We start from the raw sequence: 23,060 nt of genomic DNA on the forward strand, positions 1-23,060 counted from the left end.
ACTCTCCGTAAAAAAATACAGACCCAACACCCGAAGGCATCAGACCGAGTTGATTCTGACTGTTGACTGTCTACTGACAATCTTCAATCCAAAAGGAATTGCTTCATGACCCAGTCAGCAAGCCGACCAGGCACGAGGTCAATCAATAAATTGGCATTGACAATGTGCACGCTGTTGAGTTCTCAAGGACCAGACGCACTTGCTCCTCGGCTCGAGTTCGAGCTTCAGCCACAAGGCTTGTGTTCTTGGCTTGCCACCGGTTGTTCGTCGGACCCGGAGGTCCAGTGGCTCATCCCGAGGGGAGAGAACCGGTGGGCTTGTCATCCTAGGCGTCGAAGCGATCCGGCGCAAGGCCCGATCTGAACTTCAGTGGAGGATGGTCCCGCTTGAGGGCCGACGTGCTCTGGGCTTTCGCTCCAGCCGCTCCGCCGCACCTTTGGGGTGACGAGTAAGAACTATACGCAGCCCTGAGCGAGTGCGCCAAGCCAGCTCCCATCCCGGGCGTGTCGCGTTGTGCAACACACGTCGCCCGGACGCAGCGATGCCCGGTTCCACAGGGGAACCGGGCATCGCAGGGGGTCGAGCAACCGGGATCAGGCGAGCGTCACTCCGGCGAGGGTCTTCTTGCCACGACGGAGGACGAGCACTCCCCCGGGCAGGGCGAGTCCGGACAGCGGTGCAGCGGCGTCCTCGGCTCGGACGTTGTTCACGGAGACGCCGCCCTGGTCGATCGCGCGGCGGGCCTCGCCGAGAGATTTCACGAGTCCGGTCTCCACGAGTGCCCGTGCGACGTCCGCTCCGGAGTCGAGCGTGACCGACCCCGGCAGCGCGGCGATCGCCGACCGCAGGGTCTCCGGGTCGAGCGCACCGAGGTCACCGTTGCCGAACAGTGCGGCCGCGGCATCGATCGCCGCCTGGGTCGCCGCGACTCCGTGCACGATCGAGGTGACCTCGAAGGCCAGGGTCCGCTGGGCCTCTCGTCGGAAGGGCTCGTCGGCGACGGCCTGCTCGAGTCGTTCGATCTCGGCGCGCGTCAGGAACGTGAACTGCCGCAGCCGGGCGATCACGTCGGCGTCCGTCGTGTTGAGCCAGAACTGGTACATGGCGTAGGGCGAGGTCATCTCGGCGTCGAGCCAGATCGCGTTGCCCTCGCTCTTGCCGAACTTCGTACCGTCGGAGTTCGTGATGAGCGGGGTCCCGAGGGCGTGCACCGTGGCACCTTCGGCACGACGGACGAGCTCCGTGCCCGAGGTCAGGTTGCCCCACTGGTCCGAGCCACCGGTCTGCAGCGTGCACCCGTACTGCCGGAAGAGTTCGCGGTAGTCGAGCCCCTGCAGGATCTGGTAGCTGAACTCGGTGTAGCTGATCCCCGCATCGGAGTTCAGGCGCGCGGCCACCGCGTCCTTCTTGAGCATCGAGTTGACGCGGAAGTACTTGCCGACGTCGCGCAGGAAGTCGATCGCGGACAACGGGGCGGTCCAGTCGAGGTTGTTCACCAGCCGGACGCCGTTGTCGCCGTCCGGACTGAGGAACCGGGACACCTGGGTCTGCAGCCGGGACACCCACTCGGCCACGGTCTCCGGCGTGTTCAGCGTGCGCTCGGCCGTGGGACGCGGATCGCCGATGAGACCGGTCGAACCACCCACCAACGCGAGCGGCTTGTGCCCCGCGAGCTGCAGCCGCCGCATGGTCAGGAGCTGCAGGAGGTTGCCGCAGTGCAGTGACGGCGCGGTCGGGTCGAACCCGCAGTAGTACGTGATCGGCTCACCGTCGAGGGCCTCTTGCAGCGCGGTCTCGTCGGTCGAGACCTGCACCAGACCGCGCCACTGCAGTTCGTCCCACACCGAGTCGAAGGCGGGGTCGTTCTGCTGGCGCGTCAGGACGTCTTGAGCGGTATCACTGGACACCCCGCCATCGTAGCGGCGACGGACGTCCGGCAGGCGCGGCGGCCGGGAGGCCCGTGGCCGGGTTCACGAGTCGAGGGCGCCCTTGTGCCGCCGGTACGTCGAGACCGTGGGGTCACCCGTCAGCCAGAAGCGCCAGGGGTACCCCAACCCGCCGGCGATGCCGCCGACGCCGGTGCGCGGCCCGCGGGAGATCCGTGGGACCGCAGCGCCCGCGGGCGGACCGGCAAGGGTCTCGGACAGGAGCTCGTCGATCACGTGGGCCGGTCCGGCGGAGGCGAGCCGGGCCTCCAGGCCGGGTGCCAGGGTGAGCACGAACGGACCGGACCCGTCGAGGAGCGACGTGCCGTCGTCCTGTCCGAGGACCGCTCCGAGCGCACCACCGAGGTTGCCGGGCCCGCGTGCCAGGGCGACGTCCGCGACCTTCGACCCGCGACGCGCTCGCGCGACGTCGAGTCCCTCGACGACCTGCGCACCGCGCAGCAGGGAGCCCGACGAGGTGCCGGCAGGCCCGCTCACGACGTTGACGCAGGTGTGGATGCCGTACGAGCGGTAGGCGTACAGCGTGCCGGGCGGCCCGAAGAGGTGGCGGTTGCGCTCCGTCATCCCCCGGTGACCGTGTGATCCGGGATCGGTGGGGCCGGAGTAGGCCTCGACCTCGGTGATGCGGAGCGCCACGCCGCGCCCAGCGATCGTCGCACCGAGCAGGGCCGGCGCGGCGATCGGGGCGGGCTCGGCGAGCAGCGCGGCGATCCCCTCGGTCATCGCGAGAAGGGCGCGCCCTCGGCCAGGTCGCGGACGCGACGGGTGACGGACGCGAGCTGCTCGGCGACCCGGTCGGGTGCAGTGCCCCCGACGCCGGAGCGCGATGCGACGCTGCCCTCGATGGTCAGGACGGCACGGACGTCGGGCGTGAGGTGCTCGGACACGGACCGGTACTCGTCGTCGGTCGGCTCGTCGAGCTCGATGCCGCGCTCCTCGCAGTACCGGACGAGCGCGCCGGAGACCTCGTGCGCGTCGCGGAACGGGACGCCCTGCCGGACCAGCCACTCGGCGACGTCCGTCGCGAGCGAGAAGCCCTGCGGCGCGAGCTCGGCCATCCGGTCGGTGTCGAAGGTCAGGGTCGCGATCATGCCGGTGAACGCGGGCAGCAGGACCTCGAGCGTGGCGACGGAGTCGAAGACCGGCTCCTTGTCCTCCTGCAGGTCGCGGTTGTACGCCAGCGGTAGTCCCTTGAGCGTCGCGAGCAGCCCGGTCAGGTTGCCGATCAGGCGCCCCGACTTGCCCCGGGCGAGCTCGGCGATGTCCGGGTTCTTCTTCTGCGGCATGATGCTCGAGCCGGTCGAGAAGGCGTCGTGGAGCCGGACGAAGCCGAACTCCTTCGTGTTCCAGAGGATGACCTCTTCCGACAGGCGCGAGACGTCGATGCCGATCTGCGCGAGGACGAACGCGAACTCGGCGACGACGTCCCGGGCGGCCGTGGCGTCGATCGAGTTGTCCGCCGGGCGGTCGAAGCCGAGCTCCGCGGCGATCGCGGCGGGGTCGAGGCCGAGCGAACTCCCTGCCAGCGCACCGGCACCGTACGGGCTGACGCTCGCGCGATTGGCCCAGTCGCGGAGGCGCTCGAGGTCGCGGACGAGCGGCCAGGCGTGCGCGAGCAGGTGGTGGGCCAGGAGCACGGGCTGCGCGTGCTGCAGGTGCGTGCGCCCCGGCATGATCGCGGCCGGGTGCTCGGTCGCCTGCTGGGTGATCGCGTCGACGAGGTCGATCACGAGCCGGCCGATGCGCCGCCCGTGGTCGAGCATGTGCATGCGGCCGAGGGTGGCGATCTGGTCGTTGCGGCTGCGACCCGCGCGGAGCTTGCCGCCGAGTTCGGGACCGAGGTCGGCGATGAGCAGGCGTTCGAGGGCGCCGTGGACGTCCTCGTCGGAGTCGTCGGGCTGCAGTGTGCCGTCGGCGTGCGCCGCTTCGAGCCGGTCGAGGCCGGCGAGCATCCGTTCGAGCTCATCGGCGGTCAGGTAGCCCGCGGTGTGCAGCGCTCGGGCGTGGGCACGGGACCCCGCGATGTCGTAGGGCGCGAGCTGCCAGTCGAAGTGCGTCGACTTCGAGAGCGCGGCGAGTGCCGCACTCGGGCCGTCGGCGAAGCGGCCGCCCCAGAGGGCACCGGTGTTGGTGGCGTCGGTCTTCTCGTCGGTCATGTCGTCCTGCGTCGTTTCGTCGGTGCTGGGTCGGGCCGGGGGCTGTTGGTCGGTGCGGGGTTGCTGTCGGTCAGTTCGCCGCGTCGCGGCGGGCGGAGATCTTGCTGGGCAGTGACCAGAGCTCGATGAACCCCCTGGACACGGACTGGTCGAACGCGTCGCCGGTGTCCGACGTCGCCAGGTCGAAGTCGTAGAGGCTCTGCTCCGACCGACGGCCCGTCACGGTGGCACGCCCGCCCTGCAGCCGCAACCGGACGTCGCCGGAGACGTGCTGCTGGGTGTGCTCCACGAACGCGTCGAGACTGCGCTTGAGTCCGCCGAACCACAGGCCGTCGTAGACCAGGTCGGCCCACTCGGACTCGACGCCGCGTTTGAACCGGGCGACGTCGCGCTCGAGGGTGAGGCTCTCGAGCTCCTCGTGCGCGGCGATGAGCGCGATCGCGGCCGGCGCCTCGTAGACCTCGCGCGACTTGATGCCGACCACCCGGTCCTCGACGACGTCGATCCGCCCGACGCCGTGCTTGCCGGCGACCGCGTTGAGCTCCTGCACCATGCGCAGCACGCTGAACCGCTGCCCGTCGAGGGCGACCGGGACACCGCGGTCGAAGGTGATCGTGACCTCGTCGGCCTGCTGCGGGAGCGCCGGGTCCTGCGTGGTCGCGTAGAGGTCGTCTGCGGGGGCGGTCCACGGGTCCTCGAGGAGCCCGGTCTCGACCGCTCGGCCCCACACGTTCTGGTCGACCGACCACGGCTCCCGCTCCGAATGCTGGATCGGCAGCCGGTGCTCCTGCGCGTAGGCGATGGCGCGGTCGCGGGTGAGGGCGAGGTCCCGCACCGGTGCGACGGTCCGCAGGTCCGGTGCGATCGCCGCGACGGCTGCCTCGAAGCGGACCTGGTCGTTGCCCTTGCCGGTGGAGCCGTGCGCGACGCTGTCGGCACCGAGTTGCTTCGCCGTCAGTGCGAGGTGCTTCGCGATGAGCGGGCGGCTCAGTGCCGAGACGAGCGGGTACCGCTTCTGGTAGAGCGCGTTGGCCCGGAGCGCCGGCACGATGTACTCGTCGGCGAACTCGTCCTTGGCGTCGACGACGAGCGACTCGACGGCGCCGCAGTCGAGCGCACGCTGCCGGACCGCCTCGAGGTCCTCGCCGCCCTGGCCGACGTCCACCACGAGTGCGACGACGTCCTTGCCGGTGGCGTCGCGCAGCCAACCGATCCCGACGGAGGTGTCGAGACCGCCGGAGTACGCGAGGACGACGCGGTCAGCCACTGGTGTTCGGTCCGTCGGCTAGTCGTTGGCGAGCAGCCAGGCCAGCAGCGCCTTCTGGGCGTGCAGACGGTTCTCCGCCTCGTCCCAGATGATGCTGCGCGGGCCGTCGATGACGTCGGCGGTCACTTCGAACCCCCGGTCGGCCGGCAGGCAGTGCATGAAGACGGCGTCGTCGGCGGCGTGCGCCATGAGCGCGTCGTCGACGCGGTACCCCGCGAAGGTGTCGAGGCGCGACTGCTTCTCGGACTCCTTGCCCATCGACACCCAGGTGTCGGTCACGACCACGTCGGCACCCGCGACCGCGGCAACCGGGTCGGTCACCACGAGGACGGAGCCGCCCGTCACGGCGGCGCGTTCCTCGGCGTCGGTGACGACCTGCGCCGACGGGGAGAACTCGGCGGGGGCGGCGACGCGGACGTGCATGCCCGCTGTCGCCCCGGCGAGCAGGTACGACTGCGCCATGTTGCTCGCACCGTCACCGATGAACGCCACGGTCTGCCCGGCGAGGGCGCCGCGGTGCTCACGGATGGTGAGCAGGTCGGCGAGGAGCTGGCAGGGGTGGAAGTCGTCGGACAGCGCGTTGACGACGGGGACCGTCGTGCCGGCGGCCATCTCCTCGAGCCCGGCCTGACCGTAGGTGCGCCACACGATCGCCGACACCATGCGCTCGAGCACGCGGGCCGTGTCCGACGGGGTCTCCTTGCCGCCGAGCTGGCTGTTCGCCGTCGAGATGATCAGCGGGCTGCCGCCGAGGTCGGAGATGCCGACGTGGAAGGACACCCGGGTGCGGGTCGACGACTTGTCGAAGATCACCGCGACGCTCTGCGGACCGGCCAGCGGCTTCTCCGCCCAGCGGTCGGCCTTCATGCGGTCGGCGATGTCGAGGATCGCGGACTGCTCGGCCTGGCTCAGGTCGTCGTCACGGAGGAAGTGGCGGGTCATGCGGTGGGCTCCTGCGCTGCGGCGACGGCCGCGAGGCTCTGGGCGAGGATCGACAGGAACTCGTCGATCTCGGCGTCGGACACGATGAGCGGCGGCGCGATGCGCAGGCTCGACTCGTTGGGTGCGTTGATGATGAGGCCGCGCTCGAGGGCGGCTGCGTTGACGGCCGGACCGATCGGACCGGTCAGACCGACGCCGATGAGCAGGCCGGTGCCACGGACCTCTTCCACCAGCGGGGAACCGATGGCGCGGATGCCGTCACGGATCCGCTCGCCCTTGACCACTGCGCCGGCGACGAGTTCCGCACGCTCGATCTCCTCGAGCACCGCGTTGGCGACGCGGGTGCCGAGCGGGTTGCCGCCGAAGGTCGACCCGTGCTGGCCGGCCGAGAACAGGTCGGACGCCCAGCCGAACGTGACGAGGGCGCCGATGGGGAAGCCACCGGCGATGCCCTTCGCGACGGTGATCGCGTCCGGCGTCACGCCGTGGCCCTGGAACGCGAACCAGTTGCCGGTCCGGCCGACACCCGTCTGGATCTCGTCGAGGATCAGCAGTGCGCCGTGCTCCGCGGTCAGTCGGCGTGCCGCCAGCAGGAAGCCCTCTGGCAGGTCGACCACGCCGGCCTCGCCCTTGATGGGTTCGAGGATCAGGGCGGCGACGGAGTCGTCGATCGACGCTTCGAGCGCCTCGATCGAGGTGTCGATGTGCTCGACACCCGGGATCATCGGCAGGAAGTCCTGCTGCAGCGCAGGCTTGCCGGTGAGCGCGAGGGCACCCATCGTGCGCCCGTGGAAGCCCTGCTTGAGCGCGAGGATCCGGGTCTTGGTGCCGTCCGCACCCTTGTTGAGGCGGGCCAGCTTGAACGCGGCCTCGTTCGCCTCGGCGCCGGAGTTGCCGAAGTACACGCGGCCCGGGTCACCCGCACCGGTGATGCGCTTCAGGCGCTCGGCGAGTTCGAGCTGCGGCGGGGTGGCGAAGTAGTTCGACACGTGCACGAGCTTCGCGGCCTGGTCGGCGATCGCCTCCACCAGGGCGGGGTGCGCGTGGCCGAGCGAGTTCACCGCGATGCCGGCGAGGAAGTCGAGGTACTCGTTGCCGTCGACGTCCCAGACGCGGCAGCCCTGGCCACGCTCGAGCATGATCTTGGGCGGGGTCAGGGATCGCATGAGCGACGCCCCGAACCGGTCGTTCCAGGTCTCGGTCTGCGTCTCGGTGCTCACTGCTGGTGTCCCTTCTCGTCCGTACCCGCCACGTGCTGGCCGGTACTGCTGTCGATCGACGGCGACGCCACGCGACGGCCGATCTCGGCGTGGGTCATCTGGTTCTCGGTTCGTCGGCTCGGGTCCGGGATCACCTCGGTGCCCGCACCCCGCAGGGTGAAGACCTCGAGCAGGATCGAGTGCGGGATCCGGCCGTCGATGATCGTCGCACCGCCGACCCCGCCGACCACGGCGTCGAGGCACGCGGTCATCTTCGGGATCATCCCCGACTCGAGGCTCGGCAGGAGTTCGCGGAGCTCGTCGACGGCGATGAGGTCGACGATCGAGTCACGGTCGGGCCAGTTGCGGTACAAGCCGGGGACGTCGGTGAGCATCATGAGCTTCGAGGCCCGCAGCGCGATCGCCAGGGCACCCGCCGCAGCGTCCGCGTTCACGTTGAGTGCCTGGTCGGGGTGCGCGTCGTCGATCGCGATGCTCGAGACGACCGGGATCCGGCCGGCCTCGATCGCGGCGAGCACACCGGACGGGTCGACGTGGGTGATGTCCCCGACGTGGCCGAGGTCGTACTCCTGTCCGTCGACGACGACGCCCTTCTTCTCGCCGGTGAACAGCGAGCCGCCGTCGCCGAACACGCCGACGGCCAGGCCCTCGCCGTGTTCGTTCACCAAGTCGACGATCTCGCGGTTGACCTCGCCGGCCAGGACGTCGCGGACGACGGTGATCGCCTCGGTCGTCGTGACGCGGTAGCCGCCGCGGAACTCGGACTCGATGCCCTGCTCCTTGAGGGCCGCGGAGATCTGCGGGCCGCCGCCGTGCACGACGACGGGGTGCAGACCGGCGTAGCGCAGGTAGACCATGTCCTCGGCGAAGGCGCGCTTCAGGTCCTCGTTCACCATGGCGTTGCCGCCGAACTTGACCACGACGACCTTGCCCGAGAAGCGCTTCAGCCAGGGCAGCGACTCGATGAGCGTCGCGGCCTTGACCGCGGCGAACTCGTGTTCTTCTTCCTTCGTGAGGGGCGTGCCGGCCCCGTTCGTGTCCGCCGCCATCAGCTGGAGTACGCGCTGTTCTCGTGCACGTAGTCGTGCGTGAGGTCGTTGGTCAGGATCGTGGCCGAGTGCCTGCCGACACCGAGGTCGATGCGCACGTGGGTGTCACGAGGGGTCAGGTCGACGGAGTCGCTCGGCTCGTCGGGTGCGCCCGCGTGGCAGACCCGGACGCCGTTCATGCTGACGTCCACCGCGTACGGGTCGAACTCGGCGTCGGTGGTGCCGATCGCTGCGAGCACCCGGCCCCAGTTCGGGTCGTTGCCGAAGACCGCAGCCTTGAACAGGTTGTTCCGGGCGACGCTCCGACCGACGGTCACGGCGTCGTCCTCGGTCGCGGCGTGCACGACCTCGATCGCGATGTCGTGGCTCGCGCCCTCGGCGTCCTGCTGCAGCTGGCGGGCCAGGTCGGCGCAGACCGCGGTCAGGGCCTCCTGGAAGTCACCGACCTCGGGCGTCACGCCGCTCGCACCCGACGACAGCAGGACGACGGTGTCGTTCGTGGACATGCAGCCGTCGGAGTCGACCCGGTCGAACGTGATGCGGGTGGCGGCGCGGAGCGCCTGGTCGAGCTGGTCCGGCGTCTGCACGGCGTCGGTCGTGATGACGACGAGCATCGTCGCGAGGCCCGGGGCGAGCATCCCGGCGCCCTTGGCCATGCCGCCGACGGTCCAGCCGTCCTCGGTCACGACGGACTGCTTGGCCTTCGTGTCCGTCGTCATGATCGCGGTCGCCGCGTCCGGGCCGCCGTCGCTGCTGAGTGCAGTGCTCGCCAGGTCGACGCCACGGAGCACGTTGTCGCGGAAGGTCTGGTCGCCGACACCGATGAGCCCGGTGGAGCAGACGACGACGTCGCCGGCTCCGATCCCGAGGGCGTCGCCCACGGCCTCGGCCGTCAGGTGCGTGGTCTGGAAGCCGAACGGGCCGGTGAAGCAGTTCGCGCCGCCGGAGTTCAGGACGACGGCACGGGCGACGCCGTCCCCGACGACCTGGCGGGACCAGATCACGGGGTGCGCCTGGGCTCGGTTGCTGGTGAAGACGGCGGCCACGGCTGCGTCGGGACCGTCGTTGACGACGAGGGCCACGTCCGGCTTGCCGCTCGTCTTGAGGCCTGCGGTGGCACCGGCGGCGCGGAAGCCCGCTGCCGCGGTGACGCCCTGGAGGCCCGGCTCGGTCTGGGTGGTCGTGCCTGCGTCGGTCACGGTGCGACTCCGTCCACGCTGAGGCCCGTGGTCTCGGGGAGACCGAGGGCGATGTTCGCCGACTGGACCGCGGCGCCGGCCGTGCCCTTGGCGAGGTTGTCGAGCGCGGTCACCGCGACGACGCGGCCTGCGGCCTCGTCGACGGCGATGCCGACGAGCGCGGTGTTCGCACCGATCGTGTCCGCGACCCGGGGGAACTCGCCCTCGGGCAGCAGGTGGACGAAGGGCTCGTCGGCGTACGCCTGCTCCCAGGCGAGCCGGACGTCGCGTGCGCTGACGCCGGGCGAGAGCTTCGCGGTGGTGGTCGCCAGGATCCCCCGCGACATCGGGACCAGGACCGGCGTGAACGAGATCGTCACGTCGGCGGCCCCCGCGACCTGCAGGTTCTGCTGGATCTCGGGGACGTGCCGGTGCGAGCCACCGACGGCGTAGGCGCTGGCGGACCCCATGATCTCGGAGGCCAGGTAGGTGGTGGCCAGCTTCTTGCCAGCGCCACTCGGGCCGACGCTGAGCACCGCGACGAGGTCGTCGGACTCGACGAGGCCGGCCTGGATGCCCGGCTGGATGCCGAGCGTCACCGCGGTGACGTTGCAGCCGGGGACCGCGATGCGCTTCGTGCCGACCAGGGCGGAACGCTGCTTGCCCTGCGACGCGATGTCGTCGACCTCGCGCCATTCATCGGCCGAACCCGGGGTGGGCGCCGCGAGCAGGAGCTCGGGCAGACCGTACGTCCACGCGCCGAAGTAGTCACCGCCGTAGAACCGTTCCCACGCCGCCGGGTCCGTCAGCCGGTGGTCCGCGCCGCAGTCGATGACGAGCGCGTCGTCGCCGAGTTCCGCGGTGATCGCTCCCGACTGCCCGTGCGGCAGCGCCAGGAACACCACGTCGTGCCCGCGCAGCGTCTCGGCCGTCGTCTCCGCCAGCGTCAGGTGCGACAGGGAACGGAGGTGCGGCTGCGTCGCGATCAGGGGCTGTCCGGCGTTCGAGAACGCCGTCACCGTCCTGACCTCGAACTCGGGGTGGGCGGAGAGCACGCGCAGGAGCTCACCACCCGCGTAGCCGGAGGCTCCCGCCACGGCGACGGATACGGACATGGGATTCCACCTTTGGTCGGACTGGTCGTCGAGAGAGTCGGAGGCGGCGACCCCGGGCGGTGCTGATCCCGTGTGGGTCAGTCGCGCAGGGTCGCCCCGAATCGCTCGCCGGCACGTCGGACAGCGCCGTCACGGGCCTCGGTGGCCTCGGCAGCGGTCAGCGTGCGGTCCGTGGCACGGAAGCGCAGGGCGAACGTCAGGGACTTCTGTCCCTCGTCCACGCCGGAGCCCCGGTAGTCATCCACGAGCCGAGCATACTCCAACAGGTCTCCGGCGCCAGAGCGCACCGCATCCAGCACGTCACCGGCCGGCACGCCGGCATCGACGACGAGCGAGAGGTCCTGCGTGGCCGCCGGGTAGGAGACGATCGGCGCGACCGCGACGAGTTCCGGGGCCGCGACGACCAGGGCGTCGAGATCGAGCTCGACGACCGCCACCACCCGGGGCAGGACGGCGGACTCGGCCAGTTCGGGCAGGAGCTCACCGGCGACGCCCACGACCGTGCCGTCGACGAGCAGCGACGCGGCACGGCCCGGGTGCAGGGACGGGTGGGTCGTCTGCGCGACGGTCAGTTCGACACCGACGGCCCAGGCGACCTGGCGGGCAGCGTCGATCGCGTCGGCGATGCCGAACGGTTCTGCCGTGGTGCCGGGCTGCTTGACGACCCGGTGGCCGGTGAGCAGTGCGGCGACGTGGAAGGGCTGGGCGGGCAGCGAGGCGTCCAGCGCCTCGAGCGTCGCACGGTCGGGCCGGGCGGCGCCCGCCGGGACCTCGTCGGTGCCGAGCGTCACGCCCGTCACCGGCAGGAACACCCGGGACGTCTCGTAGAGGGCGACGTCGACGAGCCCGCGCGACACGTTGCGACGGGCGGCGTCGACCAGGGCCGGAACGCCGCTCCGGCGCAGGAGGTTCTGCTCGCTGTCCAGGGCGTTCGCGAGCACGACGCTCGGTCCGCCCTGCGGGTCGATCCCCGGGTAGGCGTCCTGCGTGGCGGCTGACACGAACGGTGCCGTGACGACCTCGGTCAGGCCCGCCGCGGCCAGCGCCGAGGCGACCCGACGACGAGTCTGCTGGTGCCGGGTCAGGCCCCGACCGGGCGGCGCGACCGGCAGCACGCTGGGGATCCGGTCGTAGCCGACGATGCGCGCGACCTCTTCGACGAGGGTGGTGTCGTCGGTCAGGTCGGGACGCCAGGTGGGCGGGGTGACCGCGAGCTGCTCACCGTCGGTCTCGACCGTGGCGCCGATCGCACGGAGCGTGTCGATGACCTCGGCGTCGGTGTACTCGACGCCGACGAGCTCGGCCGGACGCGAGAGCCGCATCGTCACGGTCGCCCGCGGCTCGGTGTCGACGAGCGTGGATCCGAGGGCGTCAGCGGTACCGCCGGCGAGCTCGACGAGGAGCTCGACGGCACGGTTCGCCGCGGCCTCGGCCACCTGCGGGTCGACCCCGCGCTCGAAGCGACGGGATGCCTCGCTGGGGAGCTTGTGGCGACGAGCGGTGCGGGCGACGGAGACCTGGTCGAACCCGGCGGCCTCGATCAGGACGTCGGTGGTGCTCGCCGAGATCTCGGTGCGGGCTCCGCCCATGACGCCGGCGAGGCCGACGGGACCGTCGTCGTCGGTGATGACGAGGTCTTCGGGGTCGAGCTTCCGGACCGTGCCGTCGAGGGTCTCGAGCGTCTCGCCAGCGGTCGCCCGACGCACGCCGAGGCCGCCCGCGATGGTCTGCAGGTCGTAACCGTGCAGCGGCTGGCCGAGCTCGAACATGACGTAGTTCGTGATGTCGACGGGCAGGGAGATCGAGCGCACCCCTGCCAGCGACAGGCGCGACACCATCCAGGACGGTGTCTTGGCGGCCGGGTCGATCCCGCGCACGACGCGCGTGACGAACGTCGACGCTCCGACTCGACCCCGGATCGGGGCCTGGTCGTCGATCGTGACCGGGAAGCCCTCGGCCGCACGCGGCGCGACGCGGTCGACGGGGTCGTGGAAGCTGGCTCCGGTGGCGTGCGCGTACTCACGGGCGACCCCGCGCATGCTGAGGACGTAGCCGCGGTCCGGCGTGACGTTGATCTCGACCGCGGCGTCATCGAGGCCGAGGAGCGCGATGGCGTCGGCACCGACGGTGGGGTCCATGCCGAGGTCGGCGAAGCGCAGGATGCCGTCGTGCTCGTCGCCCAGCCCGAGCTCGCGGGCCGAGGCGATCATGCCGTCGGACACGTGCCCGTAGGTCTTGCGGGCGGCGATCGGGAACGGCCCCGGCAGGACCGCGCCGGGCAGCGTGACGACGACGAGGTCGCCGACGTCGAAGTTGTGCGCGCCGCAGACGATGCCGCGAGGCTCGGCTTCGCCGACGTCCACCTGGCACCAGTTGATGGTCTTGCCGTTCTTCTGCGGCTCGGGGACGCGCTCGAGGACCCGACCGACCACGATGGGGCCGGTCAGGTCGAAGGTGTGGACGTCCTCTTCCTCGAAGCCGACCGACACGAGCGCCGCGTGGACGTGCTCGAGGGTGACGTCCTCGGGGAGGTCGACGGACTCACCGAGCCAACGGAGTGGGACGCGCATCAGACCACCGTTCCGAACTGCTGCGAGAAGCGGATGTCGCCCTCGAGGAAGTCACGCATGTCGTTCAGGCCGTTGCGGAACTGCAGTGTCCGCTCGATGCCCATGCCGAACGCGAAGCCCTGGTACTCGTCGGGATCGATGCCGGCGGCACGCAGGACGTTGGGGTTCACCATGCCGCAGCCACCCCACTCGACCCACCGCGCGCCACCCTTGGCGTTCGGCTGCCAGACGTCCATCTCGGCGCTGGGCTCGGTGAACGGGAAGTAGTTCGGGCGGAGCCGGATCTGCGCCTCGGCGCCGAACATCTGCCGGGCGAAGTGCTCGAGCGTGCCGCGCAGGTGCGCCATCGTCAGGCCCTTGTCGATCGCGATGCCCTCGACCTGGGTGAAGACCGGCAGGTGCGTGGCGTCGAGCTCGTCGGCACGGTAGACGCGACCCGGCGCGATGACGTACAGCGGGAGGTCGCGCGACAGCAGCGACCGCACCTGCACCGGCGAGGTGTGGGTGCGCATGACCAGGTGCCGGTCGACGGGCTCGACGAAGATGGTGTCCGCCATGGCCCGGGCCGGGTGGTCCTGGTCGAAGTTGAGGGCGTCGAAGTTGAACCACTCGTGCTCGAGCTCGGGGCCTTCTGCCACTTCCCACCCCATGCCGACGAAGATGTCGGCGACGGCTTCGTTCAGCAGCGAGAGCGGGTGGCGGGAGCCGGTGGCGCGGTGGACCGGCAACGCGGTGACGTCGACGCGCTCGGCTTCGAGCCGTGCGCGTTCCTCGGCCACCGCGAGGACGGATTCCTGCTCGGCGATCGCCGCGTTCACCCGCCCACGGGCCTGCCCGACGAGCTTGCCCGCCGCGGCCTTCTGCTCCGGCGGCACACTGCGCATCGATGCGTTCATCCGCGCCAACGGTGACTGCTCACCGGTGTGCTCGGCCCTGGCCTGCTTCAGTTCGGCGACCGTCGTCGTGGCACGGACGGCGGCGAGGGCCGCGTCCACCGCGTCGGCGACGGCCGATTCGCTGATCTCGAGAGGTTCTGACACGAGACCCAAGCCTACCGGCCGTCGGGATACCACCCACCTGCACCGAGCGGACGGTGGATGACCGACGCCGACGACCGGCCTGGGGAGGGAGGAGCGTCAGCTCCGGAGCGCGAAGGCCGACTCGTACAGGCACACCGACGCAGCGGTGGCGAGGTTCATCGACTCCGCCTGCCCGTAGATCGGCACCTTGACGGCCCGGTCGACGAGCGCCAGGTCGTCGGCGGTGAGTCCGCGGGCCTCGTTGCCGAAGACCCACGCGGTCGGACCGTCGAGCATCCCCTCAGCGCGGACCACCGGCAGGTCGTCGCCCGAGACGTCCGCCGCGAGCACCGTGTAGCCGAGGGCCTTCGCCCGCTCGATCGTGTCGGCCAGGGTCACGCCGACGGACACCGGGACGTGGAACAGGGACCCGGTCGTCGACCGGACGACCTTCGGGTTGTACGGGTCGACCGAGCGTCCGGTCAGCACCACCGCGTCGGCGCCGGCCGCGTCGGCGGCCCGGATGATCGTGCCGGCGTTCCCCGGGTCCCGCACCTCTTCGAGGATGGCGACCAGTCCGGGCAACGCGGCCTGCTCGTCGGACGCATCACGGGCCTCCCGGTCGGCGGCGGCCGCAGCGCGGTCCGGGAAGACGTCCTTCACCGACGTCGGGAACTGCTGGCACACCGCCACCACGCCCTGCGGGGTGACCGTGTCGGCCATCGCGTCGAGCACCTGCTCGGTCACGAACCAGGTGTCCACCGGCGCGTCGTCCAGCCCGTAGCGGGCTGCGGCGGTCGGCGTCACGTAGAGCTCGCGCAGGAGCTCCGGGGCGTACTCCAGGGCTTCGCGGACGGCTTGGGGCCCTTCCAGCAGGAACAGGCCGGTCTCGGCCCGGACGTCCTTCTTGGCCAGGGCCGCAACGGCCTTCACGCGTCCGGCACGGGGGTTCTCGAGGAGATCGCTCACGACCCAAGTCTAGGAACGACGAAACCCCCGCCGTGCGGCGGGGGTTTCGCGAGCAGAAGAACTGACTACGCAGCCTTCGGGGCCGAGGTGTCGGCCGGGAGGGCCTTCTTCGCGGTCTCGACGAGCGCGGTGAAGGTCTCGGGGTTGTTCACCGCGAGGTCGGCGAGGATGCGACGGTCGACCTCGACGCCGGCCAGGTTGAGACCCTGGATGAGGCGGTTGTAGGTCAGGCCGTTCGCACGGGACGCAGCGTTGATGCGCTGGATCCACAGGCGACGGAACTCGCCCTTCTTCGCGTGACGGTCGCGGTACGCGTAGACGAGGGAGTGGGTGACCTGCTCCTTGGCCTTGCGGTACAGGCGCGAACGCTGGCCGCGGTAGCCCTCGGCGCGTTCGAGGATGACGCGGCGCTTCTTGGCGGCGTTGACCGCTCTCTTTACTCGTGCCATTGCACTATTCCTTTACGATCCGGGGGCTCAGTGGCCGAGGAGCTTCTTGACGTTCTTCGCGTCACCCTTGGAGAGGACCTGGTCCTCGTTCAGGCGGGCCTTGCGCTTGGAGCTCTTGACCTCGAGGTTGTGACGCATACCGGCCTGCTGCTTCATGATCTTGCCGGTACCGGTGACCTTGAAGCGCTTCTTCGACCCGGAGTGGGTCTTCTGCTTGGGCATGGTGGTGCCTTTCCGTGGGATGGATGGGGGGCCGCGTCGTTGCGGGTTCGGTCCGGGGACCTATTCGGCCGCGGCGTCCGTGGATTCCGCAGCTGCCTCGGACGTGGAACCGGCCTCGGCCTCGTCCTTGCCCTTCGCGGCGTGCTCGGTGGCACGACGCTCGGCCTTCTGTGCAGCACGCTTGGCGTTCTGCTCGCCCTTGACGTCGGACTTGTTCTTGAGCGGGGCGATGATCATCGTCATGTTGCGACCGTCCTGGGTCGGACGCGACTCGACGACACCGAACTCGGCGATCTCTTCCGCGAACTTCTGGAGGAGACGGACACCCTGCTCCGGACGCGACTGCTCGCGGCCACGGAAGAGGATCATCGCCTTCACCTTGTCGCCGCCGAGGAGGAACCCCTCGGCGCGCTTGCGCTTCGTCTCGTAGTCGTGCACGTCGATCTTCAGGCGGAAACGGACCTCTTTCAGGTCCGTGTTCACCTGGTTGCGACGGGCTTCCTTGGCCTTCTGAGCGGCTTCGTACTTGAACTTGCCGTAGTCCATGATCTTGGCCACGGGCGGCTTCGAGTTCGGCGCGACCTCGACCAGATCCAGTTCGGCTTCCTGCGCGAGACGCAGTGCCATGGCGATCGGGACAACGCCGACCTGCTCACCCTGCGGACCGACGAGTCGGACTTCGGGAACGCGGATTCGGTCGTTGGTACGGGGATCGGTGATGCGGAGCTCCTTCAATCAGGTGGTGGCCGTCCGGGGCGTTTGCCCTGGACGACAGCACGAGAGAGGAGATCTGACGCACGGGATGTCGACCCGTTCGGCAGCCGCCCTGCATCGGATCCGTGGGATCCGACCGACGGGTGCAACACGTGCACTCGCGGAGCGGTGGTGACCCGGTAGCCTGGTGGAACGCGGCCGCGGGTGGGAGAGACTCCTCTTTCGTGACACCGTCCGGGTGTTGTCGAGGATCTTGATCTCAGGAGAACTGATGTCAAGGGAACTGACGGCACACGGACAGCATCTGCCGCGAGCAAGCCTAGCAGAGGAGCACCGTGAGCGACACCCCGATCGACGACACCGGCATCGACGCCGCCAGGGACATCGCGGAGGTGCCGGCGGTCGAACTCATCAACACCGTTGCGGTGCACCTGCTCAGTGCCGCGGCCGTCAAGGTCGGCCTGGCAGACGACCCGCAGGAACAGACCGACCTGGACGAGGCGCGGAAGCTCATCACCGCGCTGGCCGGCCTCGTCACCGCAGCCGCGACCGAGATCGGCGACCACCACGCCCGTCCGCTCCGCGACGGACTCCGGTCGCTGCAGCTCGCCTTCCGCGAGGCGTCGGCGATCCCGGACCCGATCGGTGCCGGACCGGGCGAGAAGTACACGGGTCCCGTCAACTAGACGACGTCACCCGGTGACGGACAGGAGGCCCGTGGCGGTGTCGCCACGGGCCTCCCGTCCGTTCGTGGGTCGCGCTCAGGACCCGCTGTCACCGACCAGGCGCGCGACGGCCGCGAGCGGGATCCCGACCCAGTCGGGTCGGTTGCGGGTCTCGTAGACGACCTCGTAGACCGCCTTGTCGAGTTCGAAGGCGTCGAGCAGCGCGCCGTGGGCGGTGAGGTCCGCGCCGGTGCCCCGCTGGTAGCCCTCGAGGAAGCGTGCCCGCGCCTCGGCCGCCCAGGCGGCCGCGTCGACCGGTTCGGCGTCGTGCGCCAGCGCACCCGCGACGTAGTCGAACGAGCGGAGCATGCCCGCGACGTCGCGCAGGGTGACGTCCGGCAGCGAGCGTTCGTCGAGGGGGCGGAGCGGCTCGCCCTCGAAGTCCAGGAAGACCCACCCGCGGGGGTCCGGTGCCGACAGGACCTGTCCGAGGTGCAGGTCACCGTGGATGCGCTGCAGGTCCGGCCACGTCGCGTCGGCGGCACGGGCGTAGACCGCGCGGATGGCGTCGACGTGGTCGGCGACGGCCGGGGCCTCGCGGGCGGCGGTGTCGAGTCGGGCGTGCATCGTCGCGACGGCGGCGTCCCGTCGGGGCGCGTCGGCCGGTTCCGTCGGCAGCGCTCCGGCGAGGGTGCGGTGCACGTCGGCGAGCGCGGTGCCGAGCTGCTCGGCGCGGTCACCGAACGGCGTGCCGGCCTGCGCCTCCTGCAGGGCGACGCGCCAGGCGTCGTCGAGCCCGGGCAGGAACTCCTGGGCGAAGGCGAGGTGCCCCGTCGCCGTGCCGTCCGGGCGTCCGACGTCCGGCCAGTCGGCGCGGAGGGCGCCGTAGACCCGCGGCACGCGCGTGCTGCCCGCCGCCGTGAGCGCGAGCTGCGTGGCCACGTCGGGGTTGTCGCCGTGGTGCAGCACGCGGAAGAGCTTGATGATGACGCGGTCGCCGGACTCGGTGTCGCAGATGACCGACGTGTTGGACTGCTCACCCGTCAGGACGCGGGCGGCGGTGACCCGACCGATCGGGCTGAGGCTGTCCGGTGCCGCGTCGATGCGTGCGGCGAGTGCCGACACCCACGCGAGATCGGTGGTGGCGTCGACGACCGTGCCGTCGGGGCCGCTGGTGATCGGCGACTGGTAGAGGACGGGGACCGTGGGTGCCTCGTCGAGCACCAGCCGGGTCCCGTCGTCGGTCGAGATCGTCCGGAGGTGTGGCACGGACCCCTTCGAGGCGTACCAGCGGCGGTCGGCGATCCAGGACTCGAGGTCGCGGTCGCTCGGCGTGCTGGTGTCGGGGGCGCTGGTGTCTGCGCTCGTGTCTGCGCGGGTGTCGGGGGCGCTGGGTGCTCCGTCGCTCATGCAGCGGAACCTACGCGCCGGGGCCTGGCGAGGTGCCGAGTCCCCCACAGGACGCGCCGGGGAGCACTCCGTCCACAGAACCCCGCTGCCCCCGGTCTGACACGGGTCTGTCGGACGACACTTGCGGCATGCCCCGATCCGCTGCTGCTCCTCCCCCCGCCGCTGACGCTGCACGTGCGCTCCCCGACCCCCGCCGGACCTGGCGGATCCTCGACGACCGCAGGCTCCCCGCACTCGAGCCGTTCGCCGCCGACGTCCGCCGCCACGGAGCGGTGACGGTGCGCGAGACGGTGTGGGACTCCGACGACCGGGTGCTCGCCGCCGAGGGCATCGTGCTCACACGCTTGCCGGACGACACCTGGACGATCGACCGGGGTGCCCGCGGGGTCGGTCCGGAACCGCTCGACGGCGCGTTCGACGATCCCCCACGGGACGCGGTCGAGGTGTTCCTGCGTGGTCGTCCGCTTCGGACCGTCCTGGTCCGTGACACCACCACGACGCTCGTGACCCTCCGCGGCAGGGACGGCCGGGTGCGGGCCGAGGTCGCCGACGTGCGCGTGGACGACGGCGACCCGGACACCACCGTGCTGCGGTCGTCGCGGTGGTGGGCCCTGACGGACGACGGACGCGACGGCGCCACGGCACGAGCGGCCGAACGAGCGCTGCACGACGCGGCGACCGATCCCGTGGACGTCTCGTCGGTTCCGCTCACCCGCGGCCCCGAGCCCGCCCCGGAGCGCCGACGCGGCCGAGCGAAGCGCCCCCGGCCGGACACCGCAGCGGGGCTGGTCCTGCGGGTGCTCGATGCCCTGCGGCGCGACCTCGTCGCGGCGGACCCCCGGGTCCGAGCCGACGAGCCCGAGGCCGTGCACGACCTGCGGAAGGTGCTGCGCCGCCTGCGGAGCGTGCTCGCGGCGTTCCGCGGCGCGCTCGACCGTCAGGCGACCGAGGAACTCCGTGCCGCCCTGGCCGAGACCGGACGGATCGCCGGGACCGCTCGCGACGCCGAGGTGCTGCACGCCGGCCTGTCCCGATCGGCGGCACACGCCCCCGACGGGTACGTGGACGCCGAGACCCTCGACCGCATCGCTTCGGAGACCGCGGAACGTCGCAGAGTGGCTGCGGCCGAACTCCTGCGAGCGCTGCGTTCCGACGCCTGGTTCCGGACGCTCGACGCCCTCGACGACCTGCTGCTGCGGGCACCGGCCGGCCCGCACGCAGACGACGACGCGGCCACGTTCGCCACCAGGCGCATCCGGCACGAGCGGGCACGCGTCGGTCGGCTGCTGGGTGATCCCAGCGATGACCTCGACACCCTGCACGAGGTCCGGAAGGCCGCGCGCCGGTTGCGCTACGCCCTGCAGGCGGCCGGTGACGTGCCCGACGTCGGGAAGCGCCGGCTCGGTCGACTGCGACGGGTGCAGGAGACCCTCGGCGAGACGCTCGACGCCGCACACGCCGCCGATGCGTACCGACGGCTGGCAGCCGTGGCAGCGCAGCACGGCGAGGACACGTTCGGGTACGGCGTCCTGGCGACGACCGAGCAGACGGCCAGCACGCAGGGCCTGCACCGATCGCGGAAGCTGCTCGCGCGGCTCTGACCGGGTGCGAGAATCGGGCCGTGCCGCACTACTTCGAGGACCTCGCTGCCGGACAGACCTTCACCACGCCGGGGCGCACCATCACCGAGGCGGACGTGGTGTCGTTCGCCTCGTGGACGAACGACAACAACCAGGTGCACACGGACGTCGAGTTCGCGGGGAAGACCCGGTACGGCCAGCGGATCGTGCACGGGCTGCTCGGCACCTCGCTGTGCCTCGGGCTCATCGCGCGCACGGGCGTCTTCGAGGGGTCCGCGGTGGCACTGCTCGGGATCGACCAGTGGCGGTTCACCGAGCCCGTGTTCATCGGCGACACCGTGACCTGCACCGTCGAGGTCCTCGGCACCCGGCTGACGAGCTCGGGAACGACCGGGATCGTCGAACGAGCGGTGGCCCTGCGGAACCAGCACGGCGTTGTCGTCCAGCAGGGACGGATGGACGTCATGGTGCTCACGCGCGACGCCGCGATCGACTGCGCGACCGCTCGACGAGCGCCCGGCGGAACCTGCTCTGCGCAATCCCGACTCCCTCTTTACAACGATGTACCAGCACGGGAGCATGGACGCATGAGCACGCTCGACGGCATCGTGGCCGCACCTGACTCCGCTTCCGCCCCCGGCCTCCCCCTCGCTTCGCGGCAGGACGGCACGTACCCCCGGCCGCAGATGCTCCGCACCGCCTGGGCCGACCTCGACGGCACGTGGTCGTTCCGGAACGACGGCGACGACGACGCCTGGCGCACCGGCTTCACCGACGCCCGGGACATCGTCGTCCCGTTCCCGCCCGAGTCCCCGGCCTCGGGCATCGACGAGCCCGGGTTCCACCCGGTGGTCTGGTACTCCCGCGCGATCACCCGCTCGGAGCTCGACGCCGCCGGGTTCGGCACCGGCGCGCCCCGGCTCGTGCTGCACTTCGGTGCCGTCGACCACCGTGCCCGCGTCTGGATCGACGGGCAGTTCATCGGCGGGCACGAGGGCGGCCACACCCCGTTCTCCTTCGACGTCACGGAAGCGCTGGCCGCCGACCCCGACGCCGTGCACACCCTGGTGGTCCGCGCCGAGGACGACCCGCACGACCTGACCCAGCCGCGCGGCAAGCAGGACTGGCACGAGGACCCGCACGCGATCTGGTACCGCCGGACCACGGGGATCTGGCAGACGGTCTGGCTCGAGGCCGTGCCGACCGCCTCGATCGCGTCCCTGCGCTGGACGAACGTCGACCACGCGACCATGCGCCTGACGGTCCGGCTCGACGGTCACCGCACCGGCGGCGAGCGCCTGCGCGTCGAGGCCCGCTGGGACGACCGCGACGAGCACCTCGCCACGATCGAGACCACCGTCGGCGAGACCGGGGACGAGTTCGACGTGGTCGTGCCGATCGCGCGGCAGACGAACGGGCAGGCCGAGGACGAGCTGCACTGGACGCCGGACACGCCCCGGCTGATCGACGCCACGGTCACGCTGCTGCCACGCTCCGGCAACGGCACGACGGTGGGCACGGGCGCGCTCGACGCCGTCGCCAGCTACTTCGGGATCCGGACGGTCGGGGTCGATGGGGGCGCGTTCCTGCTCAACGGCCGACGCCATGACGTCCGCAGTGTCCTGAACCAGGGCTACTGGCCCGAGTCGCACATCGCCGCCCCGTCCCGCCAAGCACTCCGCCGCGAGGTCGAACTCATCAAGGAGCTCGGCTTCAACGCGGCCCGCAACCACCAGAAGATCGAGGACCCGCGGTTCCTGTACTGGGCCGACCGGCTCGGACTCATGGTGTGGGGCGAGGCCCCCGGCGCCTACGCGTTCTCCCCCCGCGCCGTGCAGCGTCTGATGCATGAGTGGATGGACGCTGTCGAGCGTGACGCCTCGCACCCGTCGATCGTCACGTGGGTGCCCGCCAACGAGAGCTGGGGTGTGCAGCACATCGCCACCGACCCGGCCCAGCAGGCCTACGCCCGGGCCCTCGCCGACGTCACGCGGGCGTTGGACCCGACGCGTCCGGTGATCTCCAACGACGGGTGGGAGCACACGAACTCCGACATCGTCACGATCCACGACTACGAGGGCGACGGACCCCGGCTCGCGGCCACCTACGCGGACGAGACCGCACGGACCCGACTCCTCGGTGGGATCGGCCCGGCGGACCGCCGCATCCTCGTCGGCGGCGCCGAGGACCTCGGCCAGCCGGTGATGCTCACCGAGTTCGGCGGCGTGAACTACCAGCCCGGCGTCCAGCGCGAGGACGGCTGGGGGTACACGTCGGCCACTGACGGCGACGACTGGGTCGCTCGGATCACCGCGCTGTACGACGCGATCCGCGCGAGCTCGTTCCTCGCCGGGTCCTGCTACACGCAGCTCACCGACACCATGCAGGAGACGAACGGCCTGCTCAACGCAGACCGCTCCCCGAAGGTCCCGATCGAGCAGATCCGTCGCGCGGTCACGGGGCGCTAGCCGGGAGGCCCGCACTTCGTGAGCAGGAATGGTCGGGTCCGGCAGGCGGACCCGACCATTCCTGCTCACGATGCACACGGGTTGCCTCGCGCCGGCGGGTGGCGGGTGGCGGCCCGCGATG

The 23,060-nt window shown here is 71.0% G+C and carries 19 protein-coding genes; 3 read left to right on the plus strand and 16 right to left on the minus strand.

Annotation, left to right across the window (positions count from 1 at the left end; genetic code table 11):
- Positions 1-593 precede the first annotated feature (593 nt).
- From tyrS to infC, 15 genes are all read right to left on the minus strand, one after another.
- Positions 594-1,907: a tyrosine--tRNA ligase gene (gene tyrS, locus DEJ01_RS08820; RefSeq protein WP_111092755.1), complete on the minus strand. Its 1,314-nt coding sequence runs from the start codon at positions 1,905-1,907 to the stop codon at positions 594-596.
- Between the two features lie 63 nt (positions 1,908-1,970).
- Positions 1,971-2,669 (minus strand): DNA-3-methyladenine glycosylase, encoded by a 699-nt coding sequence (locus tag DEJ01_RS08825; protein WP_111092756.1) that lies wholly within the window; start codon positions 2,667-2,669, stop codon positions 1,971-1,973.
- Entirely contained in the window at positions 2,666-4,102 is a 1,437-nt protein-coding gene (gene argH, locus DEJ01_RS08830; protein ID WP_111092757.1) for an argininosuccinate lyase, read from the minus strand. The genes DEJ01_RS08825 and argH overlap by 4 nt, the downstream gene beginning before the upstream one ends.
- Before the next feature lie 70 nt (positions 4,103-4,172).
- Positions 4,173-5,369 (minus strand): argininosuccinate synthase, encoded by a 1,197-nt coding sequence (locus tag DEJ01_RS08835; RefSeq protein WP_110865445.1) that lies wholly within the window; start codon positions 5,367-5,369, stop codon positions 4,173-4,175.
- 18 nt (positions 5,370-5,387) lie between these two features.
- Complete coding sequence (argF, locus tag DEJ01_RS08840; RefSeq protein WP_071405139.1) at positions 5,388-6,311, minus strand: ornithine carbamoyltransferase; 924 nt, start codon at positions 6,309-6,311, stop codon at positions 5,388-5,390.
- Positions 6,308-7,531, minus strand: a complete 1,224-nt coding sequence (locus tag DEJ01_RS08845) for an acetylornithine transaminase (protein ID WP_111054038.1) — start codon at positions 7,529-7,531, stop codon at positions 6,308-6,310. Before DEJ01_RS08845 ends, argF begins: the two co-directional genes overlap by 4 nt.
- Entirely contained in the window at positions 7,528-8,580 is a 1,053-nt protein-coding gene (argB, locus tag DEJ01_RS08850) for an acetylglutamate kinase (protein ID WP_071405141.1), read from the minus strand. Before argB ends, DEJ01_RS08845 begins: the two co-directional genes overlap by 4 nt.
- Positions 8,580-9,779 carry a bifunctional glutamate N-acetyltransferase/amino-acid acetyltransferase ArgJ gene (gene argJ / locus DEJ01_RS08855; RefSeq protein ID WP_111092758.1) on the minus strand — a complete coding sequence of 400 codons (1,200 nt, stop codon included), beginning with the start codon at positions 9,777-9,779 and terminating at the stop codon, positions 8,580-8,582. Before argJ ends, argB begins: the two co-directional genes overlap by 1 nt.
- Positions 9,776-10,873 (minus strand): N-acetyl-gamma-glutamyl-phosphate reductase, encoded by a 1,098-nt coding sequence (locus DEJ01_RS08860; RefSeq protein ID WP_111025015.1) that lies wholly within the window; start codon positions 10,871-10,873, stop codon positions 9,776-9,778. The genes argJ and DEJ01_RS08860 overlap by 4 nt, the downstream gene beginning before the upstream one ends.
- A gap of 77 nt (positions 10,874-10,950) precedes the next feature.
- Entirely contained in the window at positions 10,951-13,443 is a 2,493-nt protein-coding gene (gene pheT / locus DEJ01_RS08865; RefSeq protein ID WP_111092759.1) for a phenylalanine--tRNA ligase subunit beta, read from the minus strand.
- A complete protein-coding gene (gene pheS, locus DEJ01_RS08870) occupies positions 13,443-14,483 on the minus strand; it encodes a phenylalanine--tRNA ligase subunit alpha (protein WP_027466550.1) in 1,041 nt (346 codons plus the stop codon). Before pheS ends, pheT begins: the two co-directional genes overlap by 1 nt.
- Before the next feature lie 96 nt (positions 14,484-14,579).
- Positions 14,580-15,431 (minus strand): RNA methyltransferase, encoded by an 852-nt coding sequence (locus DEJ01_RS08875; RefSeq protein WP_071405146.1) that lies wholly within the window; start codon positions 15,429-15,431, stop codon positions 14,580-14,582.
- A 65-nt stretch (positions 15,432-15,496) separates the two neighbouring features.
- Entirely contained in the window at positions 15,497-15,880 is a 384-nt protein-coding gene (rplT, locus tag DEJ01_RS08880; RefSeq protein WP_017887975.1) for a 50S ribosomal protein L20, read from the minus strand.
- Between the two features lie 27 nt (positions 15,881-15,907).
- Positions 15,908-16,102 (minus strand): 50S ribosomal protein L35, encoded by a 195-nt coding sequence (rpmI, locus tag DEJ01_RS08885; RefSeq protein WP_017887976.1) that lies wholly within the window; start codon positions 16,100-16,102, stop codon positions 15,908-15,910.
- Between the two features lie 60 nt (positions 16,103-16,162).
- On the minus strand, positions 16,163-16,837 hold the full coding sequence (infC, locus tag DEJ01_RS08890; protein ID WP_081827403.1) for a translation initiation factor IF-3: 675 nt from the start codon (positions 16,835-16,837) through the stop codon (positions 16,163-16,165).
- A gap of 314 nt (positions 16,838-17,151) precedes the next feature.
- Here infC and DEJ01_RS08895 point away from each other — a divergent pair, with 314 nt between their 5' ends.
- Positions 17,152-17,502, plus strand: coding sequence for a DUF1844 domain-containing protein (locus DEJ01_RS08895; protein WP_027466553.1), 351 nt, complete (start codon positions 17,152-17,154; stop codon positions 17,500-17,502).
- A 75-nt stretch (positions 17,503-17,577) separates the two neighbouring features.
- Here the strand turns inward: DEJ01_RS08895 and DEJ01_RS08900 are convergent, their stop codons facing one another.
- Complete coding sequence (locus DEJ01_RS08900) at positions 17,578-18,891, minus strand: phosphotransferase (protein ID WP_258375668.1); 1,314 nt, start codon at positions 18,889-18,891, stop codon at positions 17,578-17,580.
- 128 nt (positions 18,892-19,019) lie between these two features.
- Here DEJ01_RS08900 and DEJ01_RS08905 point away from each other — a divergent pair, with 128 nt between their 5' ends.
- Both DEJ01_RS08905 and DEJ01_RS08910 read left to right on the plus strand, forming a co-directional pair.
- A complete protein-coding gene (locus tag DEJ01_RS08905; protein WP_111092760.1) occupies positions 19,020-20,492 on the plus strand; it encodes a CHAD domain-containing protein in 1,473 nt (490 codons plus the stop codon).
- Positions 20,493-20,512: 20 nt separating this feature from the next.
- Positions 20,513-22,939 (plus strand): MaoC/PaaZ C-terminal domain-containing protein, encoded by a 2,427-nt coding sequence (locus DEJ01_RS08910; protein ID WP_111092761.1) that lies wholly within the window; start codon positions 20,513-20,515, stop codon positions 22,937-22,939.
- Positions 22,940-23,060 lie beyond the last annotated feature (121 nt).

It is taken from the genome of Curtobacterium sp. MCLR17_040 (assembly GCF_003234735.1).
Lineage (GTDB): Bacteria > Actinomycetota > Actinomycetes > Actinomycetales > Microbacteriaceae > Curtobacterium > Curtobacterium flaccumfaciens.

Bases quoted from the DNA above. Each gene is read 5' to 3' on its own strand.
- DEJ01_RS08825 (WP_111092756.1), bottom strand. From the start codon at position 2,669: ATGACCGAGGGGATCGCCGCGCTGCTCGCCGAGCCCGCCCCGATCGCC.
- argH (WP_111092757.1), bottom strand. From the start codon at position 4,102: ATGACCGACGAGAAGACCGACGCCACCAACACCGGTGCCCTCTGGGGC.
- argF (WP_071405139.1), bottom strand. From the start codon at position 6,311: ATGACCCGCCACTTCCTCCGTGACGACGACCTGAGCCAGGCCGAGCAG.
- argB (WP_071405141.1), bottom strand. From the start codon at position 8,580: ATGGCGGCGGACACGAACGGGGCCGGCACGCCCCTCACGAAGGAAGAA.
- DEJ01_RS08860 (WP_111025015.1), bottom strand. From the start codon at position 10,873: ATGTCCGTATCCGTCGCCGTGGCGGGAGCCTCCGGCTACGCGGGTGGT.
- pheT (WP_111092759.1), bottom strand. From the start codon at position 13,443: ATGCGCGTCCCACTCCGTTGGCTCGGTGAGTCCGTCGACCTCCCCGAG.
- rplT (WP_017887975.1), bottom strand. From the start codon at position 15,880: ATGGCACGAGTAAAGAGAGCGGTCAACGCCGCCAAGAAGCGCCGCGTC.
- rpmI (WP_017887976.1), bottom strand. From the start codon at position 16,102: ATGCCCAAGCAGAAGACCCACTCCGGGTCGAAGAAGCGCTTCAAGGTC.
- DEJ01_RS08900 (WP_258375668.1), bottom strand. From the start codon at position 18,891: ATGAGCGACGGAGCACCCAGCGCCCCCGACACCCGCGCAGACACGAGC.
- DEJ01_RS08905 (WP_111092760.1), top strand. From the start codon at position 19,020: ATGCCCCGATCCGCTGCTGCTCCTCCCCCCGCCGCTGACGCTGCACGT.